At 40.7% G+C, this 19,709-nt stretch carries 21 protein-coding genes and 1 pseudogene; 20 read left to right on the top strand and 2 right to left on the bottom strand.

Features of this window, described 5'->3' with window-relative positions:
- The first annotated feature begins 65 nt into the window (after window positions 1-65).
- The 8 genes from ilvA (at window position 66) to ABIE66_RS15910 (ending at window position 6,474) form a co-directional block, all read left to right on the top strand.
- The gene (gene ilvA, locus ABIE66_RS15945; protein WP_289325424.1) at window positions 66-1,334 is read left to right on the top strand and encodes a threonine ammonia-lyase IlvA; all 1,269 of its coding nucleotides are present in this window, start codon (window positions 66-68) and stop codon (window positions 1,332-1,334) included.
- A gap of 193 nt (window positions 1,335-1,527) precedes the next feature.
- Window positions 1,528-1,719 (top strand): twin-arginine translocase TatA/TatE family subunit, encoded by a 192-nt coding sequence (gene tatA / locus ABIE66_RS15940; RefSeq protein ID WP_034307557.1) that lies wholly within the window; start codon window positions 1,528-1,530, stop codon window positions 1,717-1,719.
- Window positions 1,720-1,805: 86 nt separating this feature from the next.
- Window positions 1,806-2,552 (top strand): twin-arginine translocase subunit TatC, encoded by a 747-nt coding sequence (tatC, locus tag ABIE66_RS15935; protein WP_370015437.1) that lies wholly within the window; start codon window positions 1,806-1,808, stop codon window positions 2,550-2,552.
- A 135-nt stretch (window positions 2,553-2,687) separates the two neighbouring features.
- Complete coding sequence (locus ABIE66_RS15930) at window positions 2,688-2,951, top strand: DUF2535 family protein (RefSeq protein ID WP_353957914.1); 264 nt, start codon at window positions 2,688-2,690, stop codon at window positions 2,949-2,951.
- Between the two features lie 228 nt (window positions 2,952-3,179).
- Window positions 3,180-4,022 carry a DegV family protein gene (locus ABIE66_RS15925; RefSeq protein WP_289325421.1) on the top strand — a complete coding sequence of 281 codons (843 nt, stop codon included), beginning with the start codon at window positions 3,180-3,182 and terminating at the stop codon, window positions 4,020-4,022.
- Window positions 4,023-4,173: 151 nt separating this feature from the next.
- Window positions 4,174-4,764, top strand: coding sequence for an SCO family protein (locus tag ABIE66_RS15920; protein ID WP_370015435.1), 591 nt, complete (start codon window positions 4,174-4,176; stop codon window positions 4,762-4,764).
- 286 nt (window positions 4,765-5,050) lie between these two features.
- Window positions 5,051-5,893, top strand: coding sequence for an SGNH/GDSL hydrolase family protein (locus ABIE66_RS15915; protein WP_289325419.1), 843 nt, complete (start codon window positions 5,051-5,053; stop codon window positions 5,891-5,893).
- Window positions 5,890-6,474 carry a YpmS family protein gene (locus tag ABIE66_RS15910; protein ID WP_289316038.1) on the top strand — a complete coding sequence of 195 codons (585 nt, stop codon included), beginning with the start codon at window positions 5,890-5,892 and terminating at the stop codon, window positions 6,472-6,474. The genes ABIE66_RS15915 and ABIE66_RS15910 overlap by 4 nt, the downstream gene beginning before the upstream one ends.
- 49 nt (window positions 6,475-6,523) lie before the next feature.
- On the opposite strand, the gene ABIE66_RS15905 is transcribed toward ABIE66_RS15910, so the two are convergent.
- On the bottom strand, window positions 6,524-7,258 hold the full coding sequence (locus tag ABIE66_RS15905; protein ID WP_370015434.1) for a DUF4397 domain-containing protein: 735 nt from the start codon (window positions 7,256-7,258) through the stop codon (window positions 6,524-6,526).
- A 187-nt stretch (window positions 7,259-7,445) separates the two neighbouring features.
- On the opposite strand from ABIE66_RS15905, the gene msrA reads away from it, so the two are divergent.
- Window positions 7,446-7,988, top strand: a complete 543-nt coding sequence (gene msrA / locus ABIE66_RS15900) for a peptide-methionine (S)-S-oxide reductase MsrA (protein WP_289334983.1) — start codon at window positions 7,446-7,448, stop codon at window positions 7,986-7,988.
- Window positions 7,978-8,406: a peptide-methionine (R)-S-oxide reductase MsrB gene (gene msrB, locus ABIE66_RS15895; RefSeq protein WP_289316041.1), complete on the top strand. Its 429-nt coding sequence runs from the start codon at window positions 7,978-7,980 to the stop codon at window positions 8,404-8,406. Before msrA ends, msrB begins: the two co-directional genes overlap by 11 nt.
- 54 nt (window positions 8,407-8,460) lie before the next feature.
- Here msrB and ABIE66_RS15890 read toward each other — a convergent pair whose 3' ends face one another.
- The gene (locus tag ABIE66_RS15890) at window positions 8,461-9,549 is read right to left on the bottom strand and encodes an SGNH/GDSL hydrolase family protein (RefSeq protein WP_370015432.1); all 1,089 of its coding nucleotides are present in this window, start codon (window positions 9,547-9,549) and stop codon (window positions 8,461-8,463) included.
- Between the two features lie 309 nt (window positions 9,550-9,858).
- Between ABIE66_RS15890 and ABIE66_RS15885 the strand changes: the two genes are divergently transcribed.
- From ABIE66_RS15885 to kamA, 10 genes and pseudogenes are all read left to right on the top strand, one after another.
- The gene (locus tag ABIE66_RS15885; RefSeq protein ID WP_370015431.1) at window positions 9,859-10,020 is read left to right on the top strand and encodes a YjcZ family sporulation protein; all 162 of its coding nucleotides are present in this window, start codon (window positions 9,859-9,861) and stop codon (window positions 10,018-10,020) included.
- Window positions 10,021-10,382: 362 nt separating this feature from the next.
- The gene (locus ABIE66_RS15880) at window positions 10,383-11,357 is read left to right on the top strand and encodes a S66 family peptidase (RefSeq protein WP_370015429.1); all 975 of its coding nucleotides are present in this window, start codon (window positions 10,383-10,385) and stop codon (window positions 11,355-11,357) included.
- A 222-nt stretch (window positions 11,358-11,579) separates the two neighbouring features.
- Window positions 11,580-11,909 (top strand): hypothetical protein, encoded by a 330-nt coding sequence (locus tag ABIE66_RS15875; RefSeq protein ID WP_289325413.1) that lies wholly within the window; start codon window positions 11,580-11,582, stop codon window positions 11,907-11,909.
- Between the two features lie 182 nt (window positions 11,910-12,091).
- Complete coding sequence (locus ABIE66_RS15870) at window positions 12,092-13,456, top strand: aspartate aminotransferase family protein (RefSeq protein ID WP_370015428.1); 1,365 nt, start codon at window positions 12,092-12,094, stop codon at window positions 13,454-13,456.
- A gap of 23 nt (window positions 13,457-13,479) precedes the next feature.
- Window positions 13,480-14,169: a CoA transferase subunit A gene (locus ABIE66_RS15865; RefSeq protein WP_370017058.1), complete on the top strand. Its 690-nt coding sequence runs from the start codon at window positions 13,480-13,482 to the stop codon at window positions 14,167-14,169.
- Complete coding sequence (locus tag ABIE66_RS15860) at window positions 14,136-14,801, top strand: 3-oxoacid CoA-transferase subunit B (protein WP_370015427.1); 666 nt, start codon at window positions 14,136-14,138, stop codon at window positions 14,799-14,801. Before ABIE66_RS15865 ends, ABIE66_RS15860 begins: the two co-directional genes overlap by 34 nt.
- 9 nt (window positions 14,802-14,810) lie before the next feature.
- The gene (locus tag ABIE66_RS15855; protein WP_370015426.1) at window positions 14,811-16,082 is read left to right on the top strand and encodes a peptidase; all 1,272 of its coding nucleotides are present in this window, start codon (window positions 14,811-14,813) and stop codon (window positions 16,080-16,082) included.
- Window positions 16,083-16,137: 55 nt separating this feature from the next.
- A complete protein-coding gene (gene ablB / locus ABIE66_RS15850; RefSeq protein ID WP_370015424.1) occupies window positions 16,138-17,010 on the top strand; it encodes a putative beta-lysine N-acetyltransferase in 873 nt (290 codons plus the stop codon).
- 82 nt (window positions 17,011-17,092) lie between these two features.
- Window positions 17,093-18,478, top strand: coding sequence for a sigma-54 interaction domain-containing protein (locus ABIE66_RS15845; RefSeq protein ID WP_370015422.1), 1,386 nt, complete (start codon window positions 17,093-17,095; stop codon window positions 18,476-18,478).
- Between the two features lie 120 nt (window positions 18,479-18,598).
- Window positions 18,599-19,603 (top strand): annotated as a pseudogene (gene kamA, locus ABIE66_RS15840) (lysine 2,3-aminomutase); the annotation flags it as partial.
- Window positions 19,604-19,709 lie beyond the last annotated feature (106 nt).

The raw sequence follows: 19,709 nt of genomic DNA, 5'->3' as shown, positions 1-19,709 counted from the left end.
ATTACATTAATAACAGTAAAGTGCTATAATGATTGAATTGATTAGGAAGGAAATGAGGGATTGATATGAACCAGACAGCATCCATGAATAGGGGGATTCAATTGGAAGATATTCTAATTGCCTACAGAGAACTGAAAGAAATCGTTTTACATACTCCTTTACAAAAAAATCAGAGGCTCTCTGAAAAATATGAATGTAATGTATATTTAAAACGCGAGGACCTTCAACATGTACGTTCCTTTAAATTAAGAGGAGCTTACTATAAAATGAAAAGCTTGACCGAGGAAGAGACGAAGAATGGAGTCGTTTGTGCCAGTGCAGGTAACCATGCACAGGGAGTTGCTTTTTCTTGCAGTCAATTAGGTATCCACGGGAAAATTTATATGCCTGCTACAACACCAAGGCAAAAAGTCGATCAAGTTCAGTTATTTGGTCGGGATAATGTGGAAATCATCCTAATCGGAGATACATTCGATGATGCATTTGCCATGGCGATGGAATGCTGTGAAAAAGAAGAGCGTTCCTTTATCCATCCATTTGACGATGAAAAGGTAATCGCCGGGCAAGGAACAACGGCTGTAGAAATCCTGAATGATTGTGAAGATGGAATTGATTATGTATTTGCCGCTATCGGCGGTGGCGGTTTAATGGCCGGAGTATCAAGTTATTTCAAATCGGTTTCACCAAAAACGAAATGCATTGGCGTGGAGCCGCTTGGGGCTGCATCGATGGAATACTCCTTCAAGGAAGGAAAAGTTTCTGAACTTGAAAGCATAGATACATTTGTTGACGGAGCAGCTGTCAAGTGTGTAGGACAGATGACATATCAGCTCTGTAAGGAAAACCTGGAAGATATCGTTGTCGTTCCTTCAGGGCAGATCTGCACGACGATTCTCGATTTATATAATCAGCATGCAATTGTCGCTGAGCCGGCAGGGGCCATTTCTGTAGCCGCTTTGGATTTGTACAAAGAACAAATCAAAGGCAAAACGGTTGTTTGCATGGTCAGTGGAGGGAATAACGACATTGGTCGTATGCAGGAAATTAAGGAGAAATCCTTATTATATGAAGGACTGCTTTATTATTTTATCGTGAATTTCCCGCAACGCGCTGGGGCTTTAAGGGAATTCCTTGATGAGGTGTTAGGACCGAATGACGATATAAGCCGATTTGAATATACGAAGAAAAACAATAAAGAAAGCGGGCCGGCCCTGGTTGGTGTAGAGCTAAAGGATAAAAATGATTATCAAGGGCTCATTCAAAGGATGAACAAAAAAGGATTCTCTTTCGTTGAGGTCAATAAAGACAGTAATTTATTTCATTTATTGATTTAATCATGGACAAAATGTTAAATTAGGATAGAATAATACCTATGTTTTTACATTTTATTCTGCCGGCACAGTCGTTACGGCCATACTGTCGAAAATTGTTACCATTCTATGACGAATTGCCAGTTCCCTTTCAATTGGTTGGAAATGGTATTATAATCGTAGTAGGTCTAATTACAACACCAAAGGGGATGTATCCATGTCGAACATTGGAGTACCTGGTCTGATTCTCATCTTAATATTGGCATTAATTATCTTTGGTCCGAAGAAACTTCCAGAAATTGGCCGTGCTTTTGGACAGACACTTCGTGAATTTAAAAAGTCCACGAGTGACTTAACAAAAGGTGATTATGAAGAAGATAAGAAATTACAACAAAAAAATCATGAATGATTGAAATGCTGGGCGTAAGATGTAATCGTCTTGCGCCTTTATGCTGGAACAAAGATACGGATTTTCAGATGAAGGCGTGATCAACTTTGGAAGATAAAGAATTAAATATCATCGATCATCTCGATGAATTGAGAAAACGGCTCATCATTACTGCTGTTGCTTTTTTCATCTTTTTTATCGCCAGTTTTATTTATGTTGAAGAGATTTATAATTGGTTCGTGAAGGATCTCGATTTTGACCTGATGGTATTGGGACCAAGTGATATTATCTGGATTTACTTTATGCTTTCAGGCGTCGTAGCCATTGCGGCAACGATACCGATAATTGCTCTGCAAATATGGTTATTCGTTAAACCCGCCTTGATGCCAAATGAAGTAAGAGCGACCCTTGCCTATATTCCAGCACTTTTCTTGCTTTTTATCGGAGGGCTTGCTTTTGGTTATTTTGTCATCTTCCCGACCATTCTTCAATTTTTGATTGAATTGGGCGATGGGATGTTCATAACCAGTTTTACAGCGGATAAGTACTTTTCATTCCTATTTAATATGACGATACCTTTTGCCGTTTTATTCGAGCTTCCGGTCGTTACCATGTTTTTGACCTCCATTGGTATAATTAATCCTTATGTGCTTCAAAAGTTAAGGAAGTATGCATACTTTGTACTGGTTGTCATTGCGATATCGATTACGCCGCCTGACTTTATGTCCGACTTTATGGTAATGGTTCCACTGCTGTTATTATACGAAATCAGCATTTCATTATCTAAAGTCGTCTATAAACGAAGGGTGAAGCGTGAAAGTTTGCAGGAAGGCAGCTACGAGGAAGGTTTATAACAGGGGACCCATGATGGCATTTTGCCATTATGGGTTTTTTGTAATGTAAGTCGAGCGTGATTTGTCCATTTTTTTATACATTTGAATATTTATACTTTTTGATTTATTGTGTATAATGTAAGCAATCGGTTAAAAATGAGGATTGATATTTTGATGTTCAAATGCTTGGAATTCAAAGATTGTTTTGGACATAAGGTCACAATTTCAGAAATACCTGTCTTATTGCCTAGTGATCCGAATTTTTTTATGTTGACCGCGCGTTTGGAAATATTTGTAAAGAAAGTTTTTGCTAATAAAGATCATAAAGAAAATTACTCATTTAAGCATTATTTAGCATCCGTACTCAAATGGCCCGTTTATAACAAGATTTTTTTTGGAAGCTTACTCAATAATGCTTAATGCGGACTGTTCCATAGCTAACATCTCCGATAAAAGAGATGCCACGAATGCCGTGCGATTCCGAAATAAAACGGCATGTGTTCAGGTTAGCTCATGGGACGGTCTTTTTTTTGTGCAATCATTTCGAAAGATGAGTATCCTTTCACTTGAAAAAAGATACCTTTGGTTTGAATGCGTACCTTGAATAGGTATAATACAATAGATATGTTAATTTAGGGATGTGTAATGATGAAAAAAGTAAAGATAGTAACAGATTCTACAGTAGATATGACACCGGAAGAACTGGAATATTATGACATTACAATGGTTCCTTTATCTATCTTTATAGATGGAGAGACTTTTTTGGATAAGGTTGAAATCGAACAAGAAGAATTCTTGAAAAGGATGAACCAGTCAAAAGAACTTCCAAAAAGCTCACAACCAGCCGCAGGTACCTTTGTTGAGGTATATAATGAACTCGGAAAAGACGGCAGTGAGATTATTTCGATTCATATGACAGGTGGCATGAGCGGTACTGTACGCTCAGCGGAAAGCGCAGCCAGTATGTCTGAAGCGAAAGTAACCGTTCTTGACTCGAAATTCATTTCGAAAGCGATGTCATTCCAGGTGATCGAGGCAGCGAAGATGGCAAAGGAAGGGAAATCCGTATCAGAGATAATCGAACGACTGGAACATATTAAAAAGCAGTCAAGTTTAATCATTGTCATTGAAACACTTGATAACCTCGTTAAAGGTGGAAGGATTGGGAAAGTTTCTGCATTTATCGGTTCACTGCTGCACATAAAGCCGATTGCACTTTTGGACGATGGTGTACTGAATCCTGTATCCAAAGCTAGGAGCCAGTCACAGGTCGTGAAGTTCATCATCAAGAAATTCAAAGAAGATACACAAGGCAAAAAAATTAGAGGCATTGGTTTTGTACATGCAAATGGACTTGAAATTGCGGATAAAGTCCGCCAGGCCATTGCAGAATTAACAGGGTATCAAGATATAAAGATAGATGCAACCACTGCCGTTGTCAGTACCCATACAGGCGAAGGCGCCATGGCAATCATGTATTATTGGGATTGATATGTATAAAGTGTATGAAATTGCAGCCGCAGAGGTCTGTCATTTTTACAATTGTCTTTAATTCGTAGAAAGTGTTGCTGTTCTCATACCAATTGGTCTGTTAGAATAAATGAAGTAACAGAATATTTTATACATAAAGGACGGGGTAGGGATGAGAAAGCTGCATTTGCTTATGGCAGCTATGGGGGCATCAATTTTATTGCTGTTGACAGCATGCGGTTCCAATGGTGTACCTGCTGCCAAGAATTGGGACCTTGAAGATTTTAGTTACATTGATCAGGAGGGAAAGCCTTTCTCAAAAAGCGATCTTAAAGGTAAGGTTTGGGTAGCGGATTTTATTTTCACAAGCTGCGAGACGGTCTGTCTGCCCATGACTTCCAATATGACGAAACTGCAGCAGCAACTGAAGGCTGAGGGTATATCGGATGTAGAGTTCGTTTCCTTTTCTGTGGACCCGGAAATTGACAAACCTGATGTTTTAAAAAAGTTTGGTGACCAATTTAATGTGGATTACGGCAATTGGCATTTTCTGACCGGTTATGGTCAGGAAGAAATCGAGCAGTTTGCATTGGATAACTTTAAAACAATCGTCAAAAAACCAGAAAGAGAAGATCAAGTGATTCATGGGACCAGCTTTTTTCTAATTGATCAAGAAGGAAAGATCATTATGGATTATACAGGTCTGCAGGATATTCCCTTTGAAGAAATTATTAAGCATATAAAAATTTTACAGAATTATTGAACAGGTTAAATGACCTGTTCTTTCTGTTTTCGTCCATTTTTCATTCGGATTTCTTTAGCATTTTGAAAGGTGAAAAAAGTGAAAATTAGTTTTTGAAGAAACAGCAGTGGCGAAGAATGATTTTACATCCTCAGTACATGCTAAATTTTATAGGACTAGCTTTTATTCACTTCATTTTTCATATTGTATAGTAAGGAATGCTCAAGATAAAAGTATGATGAAGGTATATTGTTTGCAATTTTTCGTTTTCTGCATGATATAATATATGGGTAGGAAGGTGAGGGACATGAGGTACAGAATCACCTGTCTTTTCATATGCCTAGTTTGGATTTCAGGCTGCGGTCAAAGTGAACCGGCCTCAAAGCAGCCATCTGTTCAGCAGAAAAGCATAGTTGAGCTGAGTAAAAAGGAAACCATTCCTGCCAGCTTTTTTCCAGACCCTGTGCAAATCGTTTCAATTGGCGATTCCTTGACTCAAGGTGTCGGTGATAGTAAAGATAACGGCGGGTATCTGCCTTATTTACAAAATAAGCTGGAAAAAGAACCATCGATTACTTCCGTTGAGATGATTAATCATGGCATACGTGGAAATAGGACCGACCAACTATTGAAAAGACTGGATAAGGCTAGGATTAAAGAAGACATTAAGCAAGCTGACTCGATTGTTGTCACAATCGGTGGAAATGATATCATGAAGGTCTTTAAACAGAATTTCTCCAACTTGGAACTGAATCAGTTTGATTCGGCAAAAATAGGGTATGAAAAAAGATTAAGGCAGATACTTGATAAGGTTCGTTCCGAAAATGATCATGCGCAAATTTACCTTGTTGGCGTTTATAATCCATTCTCCAAATGGTTCGCTGATTTTTATGAACTTGATATGATCATGAATGATTGGAATGAAAGCGGAAAAGAGATTATTGAAGAATATGATTCAGCCTATTTTATTGAAATAGCAGACATTTTCAAGGATTCCGAAGAGGATTTGCTTTATGCTGAGGATTATTTTCATCCAAATGACCGCGGATATGAATTAATCGCGACAAGAATCTATAATGATATGGATATAACCACAATTGGAAAGGACACGTTGGAAGCGAGTGCCAAAGGAGATGATGACCAAGAATGACAAATGTCAAATGGAAGACTTTGTTTATTTCCCTATTAGCCCTAAACATCCTGGTCATCCTGTTTGTTGTGATTTTAGTAAATCTGCCGGCTAAAGATAAAGAGCTGATTCCACAAGTAAGCCACGAAGAAGATATCCAATTTCAAGTTCACACGAATCGGGAAGACCTGACGAGATTAATCAACCAATATCTTGATAAAGAAGGATTGACGGGATCGATTCACTACGAAGTGTATTTAACGGATGAGGTAGAGTTATATGGAACAATGCCATTTTTCAATCGTGAAGTTGAAATGAAATTGACTTTTGAGCCAATTGCCCAAAAGAATGGGGATTTGGTCTTAAAACAAAAATCAATTGCTGTTGGACAAATGAATCTTCCTGTTTCATATGTAATGAACCTAATAAATGAGCGTTATAACATGCCGGATTGGGTTAGCATCAGCCCCAATGACGAAAGTATTTATGTGTCATTGCAGGATATGGAATTGAAAAGCGACATTAGGGTGAAGGCGAAAGACTTCGATCTTGAGAATGATGACATTTCATTTTTATTGACCATCCCATCATCATTACAGTAATAGTGAATTGATAAAAAACCAGGATCAATGAATCCTGGTTTTTTATCATTTATGGGGAGAGCGTTAAGGTTTCTGGAGTGGATGATTTTCGATTCAATCCGATTATAAAAATGGTTGAGGACGTATTTTCTTGGAAAACATAGTTTGGCAAAGAGAGTATGATCTCTTTTGTCCCAGCTTTCCTGACTTCGAAGTCGACAATCATGGGATGTATATTAAGATAATCGCATGCTTCCCTGAAATCGAGATTTTCAAAAACGACATCTCCGTCTTTGACGGCAATATCCACCGAAGGTAAACCATGGGAAAGATGGATGAATCGGACCTTGGCTTCATTTTGAGGCACCAATGGATTATCTTCGAAAGGTGACATTTTCAACGACTCATTAGCCAAGGAAGCTGCTATGGTATAGGACCTCCCGCTTTCTAGCGCCACTTTACAGCCTAAAAGCCTTTGCCCGCTGCGGTATATCTCCAATTGGTATATGCCAGGGGAAAGCTGTGAATAACCATTGCTTTCTTTATATGAAAGATTGTTGAGAATGCACTTTTCATTTACATAAATATCAAATGAGGGAGCTGTTGGGGCAGCGTGTAAAATGCGAACTTGTGATGGCAATATGACTTTCATATGCTCATATCTCGATTGTTGTGTTGCTTTATTGAGACTTTTCAAATGCTTATGGTAATAATAATCATGCAGATGCGGATTACTGTATTTATAATAAGACGATAGTAAATCATAAGTACCCGCTTTTTGTAAATATGATTGTTTATCGCTCATTTCCAACACCTCACATTTTCCATTATGGACTCATCATATGTAGTTATGCTTGGGCGTGTGTTTCCTTCCCTTATAAGGGAAGGGGCAATTTATGTTAAAAGGGACGATCGGCATATTATTTTACAGAGCAAAATAAAAGCGTTAAAATGCATTCAATGGATTGTTTGTAAAAAAGGAGGATTTTCATTTGACAAAGCAATTAGAGAAAGCAACATTCGCAGGTGGATGTTTTTGGTGCATGGTGAAACCGTTCGATGAACAGCCTGGTATCGAATCCGTTATCTCGGGCTATACGGGCGGGACTACGGAAAATCCCACGTACAAAGAAGTTTGTTCTGAAACCACGGGACATTATGAGGCTGTGCAGATCACCTTTGATCCAAGCGTATATCCATATGAAAAAATAATCGAGTTGTTTTGGCAGCAAATTGACCCGACAGATGTTGGCGGACAATTTCATGACCGGGGAAGTTCTTATCAAACGGCCATTTTTTATCATGACGAAAAACAACGTGAAATTGCGGAAGCATCCAAAGCTAAGTTGCAGGCGAGCGGAAAATTTTCCAAACCGATCGTAACGCCGGTTATACCAGCCAAAACTTTTTATCCAGCTGAGACATATCACCAGCATTATTATAAAAAGCAACCTGAGCATTATGAAAGATATTCGATTGGCTCAGGCCGAAAAGCATTTATACAACATCACTGGGGGGAAAAAGATGAAAAGTAAAGAAGAATTAAAACAGAAACTTTCAGCGATTCAATATGAAGTCACCCAAAATAATGGAACGGAACCAGCTTTTAACAATGAATATTGGAACTTGAAGGAGGAAGGGTTATATGTGGACATCGTTTCAGGTAATCCTCTTTTCACTTCAAAGGAAAAGTTCGATTCAGGCTGTGGTTGGCCAAGCTTCACTAAACCGCTAAAAGAAGAGGAAGTGGTGGAAAACCTCGATACGAGTTACGGTATGAGAAGAATCGAGGTTCGCTCAAAAACTGCCGATTCTCATCTGGGCCATGTCTTTAATGATGGGCCTGGACCATCAGGCTTGCGGTATTGCATCAATTCTGCCTCATTGAGGTTCATCCCGCTCCAAGATCTTGAAAAAGAAGGATATGGAGAATACAAAAAGCTTTTTGATTGAATGGAAAACCCCCTATCAGATAATGATAGGGGGTTATTTAATATCGGGTAAGATTCAATCGGTAATGATCGATGCTATCCGGACATATGGGATGGTGGTAAGCTCCATTGCTTTACTTCTGCCAGTCACCTCAAAACGGACCGTATGTGAACCTGGAGGAAGCCCATTAGCGATAAATAAATACCTTTCACGGGCAAAGGGCCACCACGTATTTAAAGTGGTGATTTCATTTCCATCGATCCATACATCTACTTCCCCGCCATCGGGACTCCTAAGCAGTCTCACACCAAGCATAGTTCCTTTGAAGTTATATTCAATCACACTGCCCTTTACACTACTAGTGAAATAGCCGCCCCTTGGACGGAAACCTTTCATTTTTTCATAGTGTTCAATCTCGGATAATTCAAATTCTGAATGGTCATGAAGCTTAGATGGCAGGTCTGAAACAGTCTTCCCGCGTTCTATATTATCCAGGAAGCGTTCGTATATTTCATTAGCATAAAATTTATAACCTAGCCCATTTGGATGAATCAAATCTCTGGTCAGCTGTTTTTCCGTATATCCAGAATGCTTGAATATTGGACGCATATCCACATTAGTTGCACCATAATGTTTGGATAAAAGGACGATGGCTGACGCAAATTCCTCATATTTCAAGGAACTCTCTGTTATTGTGAACAATTCAGCATTAGGGTGGAGCCCTTTTGCCTTTCTGATTAAAGCTTCATATGTCATGGTAAAATCATCGACATTCATATATTTACGGTCATTTTCACCGAAAACGAAGAAAATCAAATCTTTATGGTCATGCTTCTTTCTTTGGGAAAGCTTAAATAGACCTTCAAAAGCAGTGGATCCGCTTTGGACCAAGTAATCTCCGTGTAAAGGAACATCATTGGTTTCGATCAACTTATTTTCTAACTGTTTGAACCATGTTAGTTTAGGGTTTTCAGCTCCCGACCCTCTTCCGATACTGTCACCAATAACGAGATACTGAATGGGCTGGCCTGTTTGGAATTTTTGATAAACATTTATCGAATCATCCGATCCATATGTTTTAGGAGCTTTTTGAAGGATATAGCTGATTAGAAGGATCGTGGCGATTGCAGCGAAAGGGATGAAGGATTTTGCGTTCTTTTTCAATTATGTTCCCCCGTATTAACCTTTTATGTATCTATATTGGCATGAGATAGCGTAAAGAGGCTAAGAATTGTTTTTTTTCTTATTATATCCCAATTTTAAAGTAACACAATAAATACGAAACGTTTTTTTGACACTTTTTATGGCTACTCTTGGTGTTTCACCTATTGAATGTTTAATGGTGATGAAGGTGTTTTTCGATAAGTTTTTTCTTAAATCCAAAAAAATAGGCAAATACACAGACCGAGGCGGGCGTATTGACATATGGTAAGGTGTAAAGAGAAATCAGAATTCTAAAAGGAGTGAAACTTAATGTACGGATATGGTGGAAATGTTGCAGGACCAGGTTACGGTTATGGTGGCGGCGGTGGATATGGTGGCGGCGGCGGTTGCTGCGGATTTGGATCAGGCTTCGCATTAATCGTTGTCTTGTTCATTCTGTTGATTATCATCGGTGCTTCATTCTGTTGCTAATTGAATAACTAAAGAGACCAGTTTATAAAGCTGGTCTTTTCTTTATGTAAGGATTTGGTGGTTTGACGGGGCCCTTTTTAGAATCCATAGTGATTACTGATTAGACATGGATAAATACAGTGTAATCATGGGACAGGCGATACATTACACAACAATTCCTGGCACAACGGGAATGAAGAGAGGATGCCATTGATGGGGAGAACGAGGCCGAAGGATCTATAAGGAAATCATGACCCGGTTTTGATGTAAGTAAGGTCGATAAGAGAATGGGGTGAGTGGCAGTCCTTAAGAGTCTTGATTTTTCTTTGTTCAACATTTCTGCTAAAATAACGAAAGATGTATTAATTTAGGGGGATAAAGATATGAAACCTTCCCGTTTACAAGCAGGGGATGAAATTCGCGTTATTGCTCCTTCAAGAAGCTTGGCGATTGTCAAAGGGGAACAACGCAGATTGGCAGAAGAAAGATTGATTGAGCTTGGTTTTAAAGTGACATATGGTAAAACGGCTTTGTTCCATGATGACTTTTTTTCGAATTCGATTGAAGACCGGGTCGAAGATTTACATGAGGCTTTCAGGGATCCGAATGTTAAGGGAATCTTTACAGCCATCGGGGGGTATAACGCTAACCAATTGTTACGATATATCGACTACGATTTGATTAAGGAAAATCCAAAAGTGTTGATGGGGTATAGTGATATAACCGCAATTTTATTGGCCATTCATAAAAAAACAGGCCTAACTACATACTCAGGTCCTCATTTCTCGACGTTCGGAATGAAGGCTGGTCTGGAATATACGATGGAATATTTTAAAAAGGCTGTAATTGAAAGTGAAGGCTTTTATCTTGAACCAAGTCAAACGTGGAGTGATGACTCTTGGCATTTAGAACAGGATGACCGAACTTTTCACCCGAATGCTGGTTATATGGTCATTCAGGAAGGGGAAGCGGCTGGGACGATCATTGGGGGAAATCTTTGCACACTGAATCTATTACAAGGTACAGAGTTTATGCCGTCTTTAAAGGACAGTATCCTTTTCATTGAAGATGACGAAGAAAGTCATCCATTCAGTTTTGACCGGGATTTACAATCCTTGTTACATCAGCCAGAGGCAACTGGGATTAAAGGAATCATCATAGGCCGTTTCCAAAAGGATTCGGGGATGACTGAATATGCTTTGCATGAAATCATCGCTGGCAAAAAGGAGATAAATGGCATACCCGTGATCGCTAATGCCAATTTTGGTCATGTTCATCCATTTGTAACGGTGCCGGTTGGTTCAAAAGCAATAATGAAGGTAAAGAACGGAAAAGCGACGATCCAGATAAATTCATGACACAGTTTGAAGACGCCGTTCAAAAAGTGGACGGTATTTTAATCTGTCGGGATTTGGATAAATGTATTTTACATTTTGGTGTGTTTTTGGAGCCTTTCCTCTAATCAGCACCTGAAAATTGTCCTATTTTACAAGCATTATTAGGGAATATGAGTCTAATAGTTCAAATTCTATATTTTTCTGATATAATACTAAGAGATTTAAAATAGAAAAGGTGATTATGTGTTATTAACAATTCCCGCATCCATTCGTTTAGAAGGGGCTTTGGCCGAGTATAATAAAAAAGGCCGTGTTAGCCATACATGTTTCGTTTGTAACGGAGACACTTCTAATGGTGATGCAAGCAACTTGAACTACTATAAGTTAGGAACTAAAAAAGTTTGTCATTCCTGCATGAAAAATGTTTTGCGTCATCCTTCTTTAAAAGAGTATGAATATGTACATACTTCAGTTATCGATAAAACTGCTTTTTATAAAAATGTGCTGGCTGTTTTAAAGGATGAAAGTTTTTTGGAGTCAATTCGTGAAAAAGAACTAATTAGCGCATTGTAAGAAAAAAGTGTATCTCTCGCGGATACACTTTTTTTGTCGCCTTTTTTTGTCCGATTCATCAGGAAACCCAAAAATTCATCCGTTTATTTGCTTAGGTCAATTTCCTTAGCAAGATTGCGTTCATCTGGACATACACTTTACTATATTGCATTTGTTTTTAAAGAGAAGGAGAGTGTGGGCTTATGGAGCAGTCTTCATTGATCAAGCCGGTCCTGGGAGGAGCCTACCCGACTATCAGTCATGGTCAAGGAGTGTTTTTATACGACAAAGAAGGTAAGGATTACTTGGATGCTTCCTCAGGTGCTGTTACTGCCAATATTGGCCATGGGGTCCAGGAAATCATGGAGGCGATGGTAAAACAGGCTAAACTGGTTTCATTTGTATATCGTTCCCAATTTACCAATGATGCTGCAGAGAAACTTGCCGGAAAAATTGCTGAATTGACCAAAGGGGAACTGACCTACAGCTTTTTTGTAAACAGCGGCTCCGAAGCAACTGAAACTGCCTTGAAGATAGCCATTCAGCATTGGCAGGAAAAAGGGAAGCCCAAGAAACAGAAAATCATATCGAGGTGGATGAGCTACCATGGCATCACGATGGGGGCTCTTTCAATGTCTGGGCATCCGATTCGTCGAGAGCGATTTACCCCTTTGCTTGAATCATATCCTTCTGTATCTCCTCCATATTGTTACCGGTGTCCACTTCAACTTGATCCCCATACGTGCGGAATGGCCTGTGCTTCGGAATTGGAAGCATCCATCCGGCGTATTGGCAGTGAAAATATAGCGGCTTTCATCGCAGAACCTGTTATCGGGGCAGCTGGAGGGGCGATTGTCCCTCCAGATGGTTATTTTCGAAAACTGAAGAAAATCTGTGAAGAGAATGATATTTTATTCATTGCCGATGAAGTCATGACTGGATTTGGACGTACCGGTAAGATGCTTGCCTCAGAATATTGGGATGTGGAACCTGATATCGTAACATTTGGTAAAGGCATGAGTGGGGGGTACACCCCGATAGCCGCCACAGTAATGACCAAAAACGTGATGGAGCCAATAATGAAAGGCTCGAAGTCAATTATCGGAGGACATACGCTTAGTGCCAATCCATTATCGTGTGCGGTATCTTTAGCCGTTTTAGAATATGTCGTAAGGAATGATCTTGTTGAAAAATCAGCCGATAGAGGGAAGGACCTGATTAGGGGCCTGAAGAAGTTAGCAGGGAAGTATTCCTTTATCGGTGATATACGTGGCAGAGGTTTATTGATAGGCGTCGAATTTGTCCAGGATAAGGCCACAAAGGCCCCATTTCCGAAGGAGGCCGATGTGACCAATGAAATCATTGAGTTGGGAATGAGGAATGGAATACTCCTTTATCCCGCAGCAGCAGGCCTTGACGGTGTAACCGGGGCAGCCATCATCATCTCCCCGCCGTTAACGATTTCGGAAGAGGAGTGTGCAGAATTGTTAATGAGGGTCGATATAACTTTTCGGCAATTTAATGAATCCATTGGTAAACGGCCATCACACCAAGGAAGTGAGTCATAGTGTTGGAAAATACATTCCAGAAGATTTGTCGTTTGGAGGATGTCCTCCATCTCTTTAAAGATAATCAGTCCATCCTGTATGGGGGATTCGGTGGTATTGGGACACCTCCGGGATTGATCAATCTGATTTTGGAGTCAGGTATAAAAGATTTAACCTTGATTGGGAACGATACAGGTTTCCCCGATATTGGAATCGGAAAACTGGTCACCCAACGCCGTGCAAAAAAAATCATCGTTTCCCATATCGGTTCCAATCCAAATGCAGGACTATTAATGAACAATGGGGAACTCGAAGTGGAGTTCTCTCCTCAAGGTACACTTGTCGAACGCATCCGGGCTGGAGGGATGGGATTAGGTGGGGTATTGACTGATATAGGAATTGAAACCGATATCGTCCGGGAAGGCAAGCAAACCGTAAAGCTAGGTAAGAAAAATTATCTGGTGGAACCTGCATTAACAGCAGATATCGCCATTGTTTACGCAGAAATGGCAGATCCTTATGGAAACCTCATCTTTGATAAAAGCGCCAGGAACACGAACCCACTCGTAGCTGCGGCCGGACAAATCACGATCGTCGAAGCCATGCAAATCGTTCCGCTTGGCTCTTTGGATCCAGAGAGCATCATTGTGCCAGGTGCCTTTGTGGATTATATCATTCCATCAAAAGGAGTCGATTGGAAATGGGTTTGGGAACCGAAGATAGAAATCGAATAGCGAAACGGGCAGCAGCAGAAATAAGCGATGGGATGCTGGTCAATTTGGGAATTGGCATTCCATCGCTTGTACCGAATCATCTTTTGAATGACCATAAAGTTATGTTTCATGCTGAAAATGGCCTTGTGGGGATTGGCAGTTCTCCTGAAAAGGGAAAGGAAGATGCACATCTTTGCAATGCCGGGGGACTACCGATCACCATAAGACCCGGGACTTCCTACTGCGACAGTACGGTTGCATTTGGGATGATACGGCGCGGGAGGGTGGATATCACGATTCTAGGAGCCCTTCAAGTGAGTGAAGTGGGGGATCTCGCTAATTGGATTGTCCCGGGAAAGAGGGTGCCAGGCATGGGTGGTGCCATGGAACTGGCTGCAAAGGCAAAAAAGGTCATCGTATTAATGGAACATACCGATAAAGCGGGCATGTCTAAATTAGTCAAAAAATGTACGTTGCCGTTAACTGCCAAGAAATGCGTACATATGATCATCACTGAGCTAGGCGTGTTTTCTGTAACTTCCGAGGGCCTCCTTTTAACAGATGTATTTGATACATCCGGTATTGAGGAAATCAGGGATCGAACCGAAGCCTTGTTTACCGTCTCTGAAAACATCCATATTTTAAAAGAATGAGAGAGGAGAATGGATATGTATGAGGAAAGAATAAGAACATGGTTGAATGATCATCGGACAAATGGGGTTCAGCTTTTGCAAAAACTGGTCCAGGAACCGAGCAAAAGGGGGCAAGAAGGAAGTGCACAAGCCATAGTGGTCGAGAAGTGCAGACAACTTGGTCTGGAAATAGATCTATGGGAAATTGGGGATGAACAATTAAGAAAACACCCCCATTTTTATTGCGATCGCAAGGATTTTAAAGGAAATCCGAACCTTGTGGCTATTAAAAGAGGAACCGGCAATGGGAAATCCCTTATTTTAAACGGACATATTGATGTTGTTCCTGAAGGCGATCATGCAGCATGGCACGATGAACCCTATAGCGGCAAATTAAAAGACGGGAAAGTGTTCGGGAGGGGAACGACAGATATGAAAGGCGGCAATGTTTCTTTATTGCTGGCCATCGAAGCGATAGTCGAATCTGGAATCCAATTGAAGGGGGACGTGATTTTCCAGAGTGTGATTGAAGAGGAAAGCGGCGGTGCCGGAACACTTGCGGCAGTCATCAGAGGGTACGAAGCGGATGGGGCAATCATTCCGGAGCCTACCAATATGAAACTATTCCCTATACAGCAAGGTTCGATGTGGTTTCGACTGAAAATAAAGGGCAAGTCTGCACATGGAGGCACAAGGTATGAAGGAGTAAGTGCAATTGATAAAGCGGTTGGTGTAATGAAAGAAATCAAGATGCTTGAACAAGAACGGAATGAGTCACTCCGTCATTCACTCTATAAAAATGTACCCATTCCCATTCCAATCAACATAGGAAGCATTCAAAGCGGAAACTGGCCTTCTTCCGTGCCGGATACAGCCGTTCTTGAAGGCAGATTCGGCATCGCACCGACAGAGACCATGGAAGAGGCACAAAAATCGCTGATACAGCGAATAGATGCTTTAAACCGGAGTGATTCATGGTTCAAAGAAAAACCTATTGAATTAGAATGGTTTGGGGCCAGATGGCTGCCTGGCAATCTCGAAATCGATCATTCGCTAATGAAAACCATTGGCAGGTACTATGAAAAAGTGGTGGGGGAAGAACCGCTTGTCGAAGCGTCCCCTTGGGCGACGGATGGAGGGTACCTTTCATCAGTCGGCTCGACTCCCGTAGTTGTATTTGGACCAGGGGAAACGAAAATGGCCCATGATTCAAACGAATATATAGAAGTGGATAAAATGATGGAGGTTGCAGAAATCATTGCATTGACCATGATTGATTGGTGCGGGGTGGAAGAGCAATAATTATTTTCCCAAGGTCTGATTCTAGAAAGGGTCAGGCCTTTTATTACCATTTTCGATGGACGTGAAAGGAGCGGGACAAATGGAGGCTGGCATCATTGAAAAAAGAATTCAAAAGCCAAGGTGCTCAATACATATTACGATCGACTATTTTAATAAGCGATTAAGGGTTGATGATTATCTAGGTCATTTTCAGGAATGCGTAGAGGAATCCCTGAAGGTGGCTAACGGCGTATCAGCAGAGAAAATCATCTTCAAGTCACGCAAGGAAAACGTTCTGGCATTAATTGCTCAGGGCTTTTTATATGAAGGAAGCATCGATAAATTCTTTTTGGGAAGCGATTGTTTCTTCCTTGTTAAATATAACAAGAACGAAAGGCGCAACAGTGAGGAATGGGAAAAGGAAGATCAAATCCTCACCGATGTTCAGAGTCTCCCGATTAAATCCGGACTGGATGTTCCGCCGTCCGCCTATCAAGGACGTAAAGCGGAAGTTACCGATGCAGTTCAGCTGGCACAATTGTACGGGAAGGTTTTCGAAGTGTATCCCACTCCGATGAATGATCCGTTATATGTGAAAAAATGCATGGAAAAGGGAACGGTCTTTTATATTTTTGTTCATGAAGGCAAGATCATCAGTGCTGCTTCCGCAGAAATTGATGCTTTTTACCATAATGCGGAAATCACTGATTGTGCGACATTGCCGGAACATCGGCAGTACGGTTTGATGAAACACTTGATTTCCTCACTTGAAGACTACCTTATTTCGAATGGCATTTATTGTATTTATTCCATTGCCCGGTCGCTCTCATTCGGTATGAATGCTGCATTGCACCAGCAGGGTTACTCGTACCGTGGACGTTTGGCCAATAATTGTTACATCTTCGATAAACTGGAAGACATGAATCTTTGGGTGAAAAATTTTACATGATTGCTCATTTTCAGGCGGTACATGACAAGTTTTTGGCATTTCCTCATATACTCTAGCAAGAGGGTAATTGAGGAGGGATATCTTGCCAAGTGAATTTTTTAATACAAGTGAAGTACTGGAAGCTATATTAGAGACAATTGATGAAGGCATTCATGTAATAGATCCAAAAGGACAGACCATATTTTATAACGGAGTGGCGGCCAATCATGATGGAATGAAAAGAAGTGAAGTGCTTGGGAAACCGTTGCTTGAAGCCTTCCCTTCTTTAAATCACAAATCATCGACATTACTCCGAGTGATTAAATCTGAAAAACCGATCTACAACTATAGCCAATCATATGTAAATGCACATGGGCGAATCATTGAGACGCTAAATACGACGCTCCCCATATATGTAGATGGGTTCATGATTGGTGCAATAGAAATTGCTAAGGATTATTCAAGTTTGAAGCAATTATCTGAAAGGTTAGCTGACCTTGAAAGCTCGCTCAAGACAATCAAAAGTCCTGAAAAGAAAACGTCCCAGAAAGGCGGATTGTATTCGTTCACTGAAATCCTGACCAGTGATACTGGGTTTAAAGGTTTGATATCACAAGGGAAAAAGGCTGCCCGATCATCCTCATCGGTATTGGTTTATGGGGAAAGCGGTGTAGGAAAAGAGCTTTTTGTTCAAAGCATCCACAAGGATTCCAGCCGCAGTAAAGAACCATTCATCGCACAAAATTGTGCTGCCTTACCAGAAAATTTATTGGAATCGCTTCTATTCGGTACGGCTAAAGGAAGTTACACTGGCGCTGTGGAACGCCAGGGATTATTTGAATTAGCAAACGGCGGAACCTTGTTTTTGGATGAATTGCAATCAATGCCGATTGACTTGCAGGCAAAGCTTCTGCGTGTGCTTGAAGATGGGTTCATCAGGAGGATAGGCGGCACAAAGAGCGTACAGGTGGATGTCAGGATCATGGCAGCGATGAATATAGATCCTAAAAAGGCCGTATCGGAAAACAGGCTAAGGCCAGATCTATTTTACCGATTAAACGTATTGAGCTACGAGCTGCCTTCGTTAAGGGAGCGTACTGATGATATAGAGCTTCTGACTGAGCATTTCATATCAATATTTAACAGTAAATTAGGACTTTCCATAAAAGGCATTGAAGAGAAGACAAAGGTTTTCTTTCGGGAATATCATTGGCCTGGAAACGTAAGGGAGCTTAAACATACGATAGAATTCATGATGAACCATACGGAGAAGGATATTTTGAACCTTGAAGACTTGCCACAGTTTTTAAAAAAACATACCCATTCCTCATCAGTAAAAATACTTCCGCTTCGTGAGGCCATGATTGAGATGGAAACAAAATTGATTACCGAGGCCCTTCATCAGACAAACGGAAATGTTTTTCAGGCATCGAAGCTATTGCAGATTCCAAGGCAGACCTTGCAATATAAAATAAAAAAACATATTTGACCATAAAAAAATCCGGAAGCAGCCAGCAGTCCGGATTTTTTTATGGTCAATGGAATTTTTGGGTCATTTTGGCACCCTTCTTGCATTTAATACTACTATCATAACTCAGGAGGTATAACCATGTTATTTGACTTATATAAGCCAGATCGCAATTGGAAAGATATAGAGCTATGGAAAGATGTAACCGAAGAACAATGGAACAACTGGCTGTGGCAGCTTACGAATACGATCCGAACCGTTGATGATTTGAAAAAAGTGGTAAACCTGACTCCGGATGAAGAGGAAGGCGTAAGGATCTCCACTAAAACCATCCCTTTGAATATCACCCCATACTATGCTTCGCTAATGAATCAAGATGACCCAAGGTGTCCAATCAGAATGCAATCGGTCCCCATCTCGGAAGAAATGCATAAAACCAAATATGACATGGAAGACCCCCTTCATGAGGATGAGGACTCCCCTGTACCTGGTCTGACCCATAGATATCCGGATCGCGTCCTTTTTTTGGTGACGAATCAGTGCTCGATGTACTGCCGTTATTGTACGAGAAGACGCTTTTCAGGGCAAATTGGCATGGGCGTGCCAAAAAAACAATTGGACGCTGCCATCGGTTATATACGTGACACACCGGCGGTTAGGGACGTCCTTATTTCAGGCGGGGACGGATTATTGATTAATGACACGATCCTTGAATATATCCTCAAAAACTTAAGGGAAATCCCTCACGTTGAAATAATCAGGATAGGTACGCGGGCTCCGGTTGTTTTTCCTCAAAGAATCACTGGAAATTTATGTACCATCTTAAAAAAATATCATCCGGTTTGGCTGAATACTCATTTCAATACCTCGATAGAAATCACCGAAGAGTCAAAGAAAGCTTGTGAGATGCTTGCCGATGCAGGTGTACCTGTGGGCAACCAGGCAGTTATTTTAGCGGGGATAAATGACAGTGTCGCAATCATGAAAAAGCTAATGCATGACCTTGTTAAGATTCGTGTGCGACCTTACTATATTTATCAGTGTGATTTGTCAGAAGGCATCGGTCATTTCAGGGCTCCCATATCAAAAGGGATTGAAATCATCGAGGGACTCAGAGGCCATACATCCGGGTATGCTGTTCCTACTACGTATTTTATTGCATGCACTATATGAAGCCTGTTAAACTACCCTTATACTAATATTTACCGTATTAAATACGTGCGGTTGTACATAAAATGCGTTGTATAACGTA

The organism is Peribacillus sp. B2I2 (assembly GCF_041261685.1).
In the GTDB taxonomy this organism is placed as follows: domain Bacteria; phylum Bacillota; class Bacilli; order Bacillales; family DSM-1321; genus Peribacillus.
The sequence above is the reverse complement of the archived record's forward strand: the minus strand, read 5'-3'. Positions and strand labels throughout refer to the sequence as shown.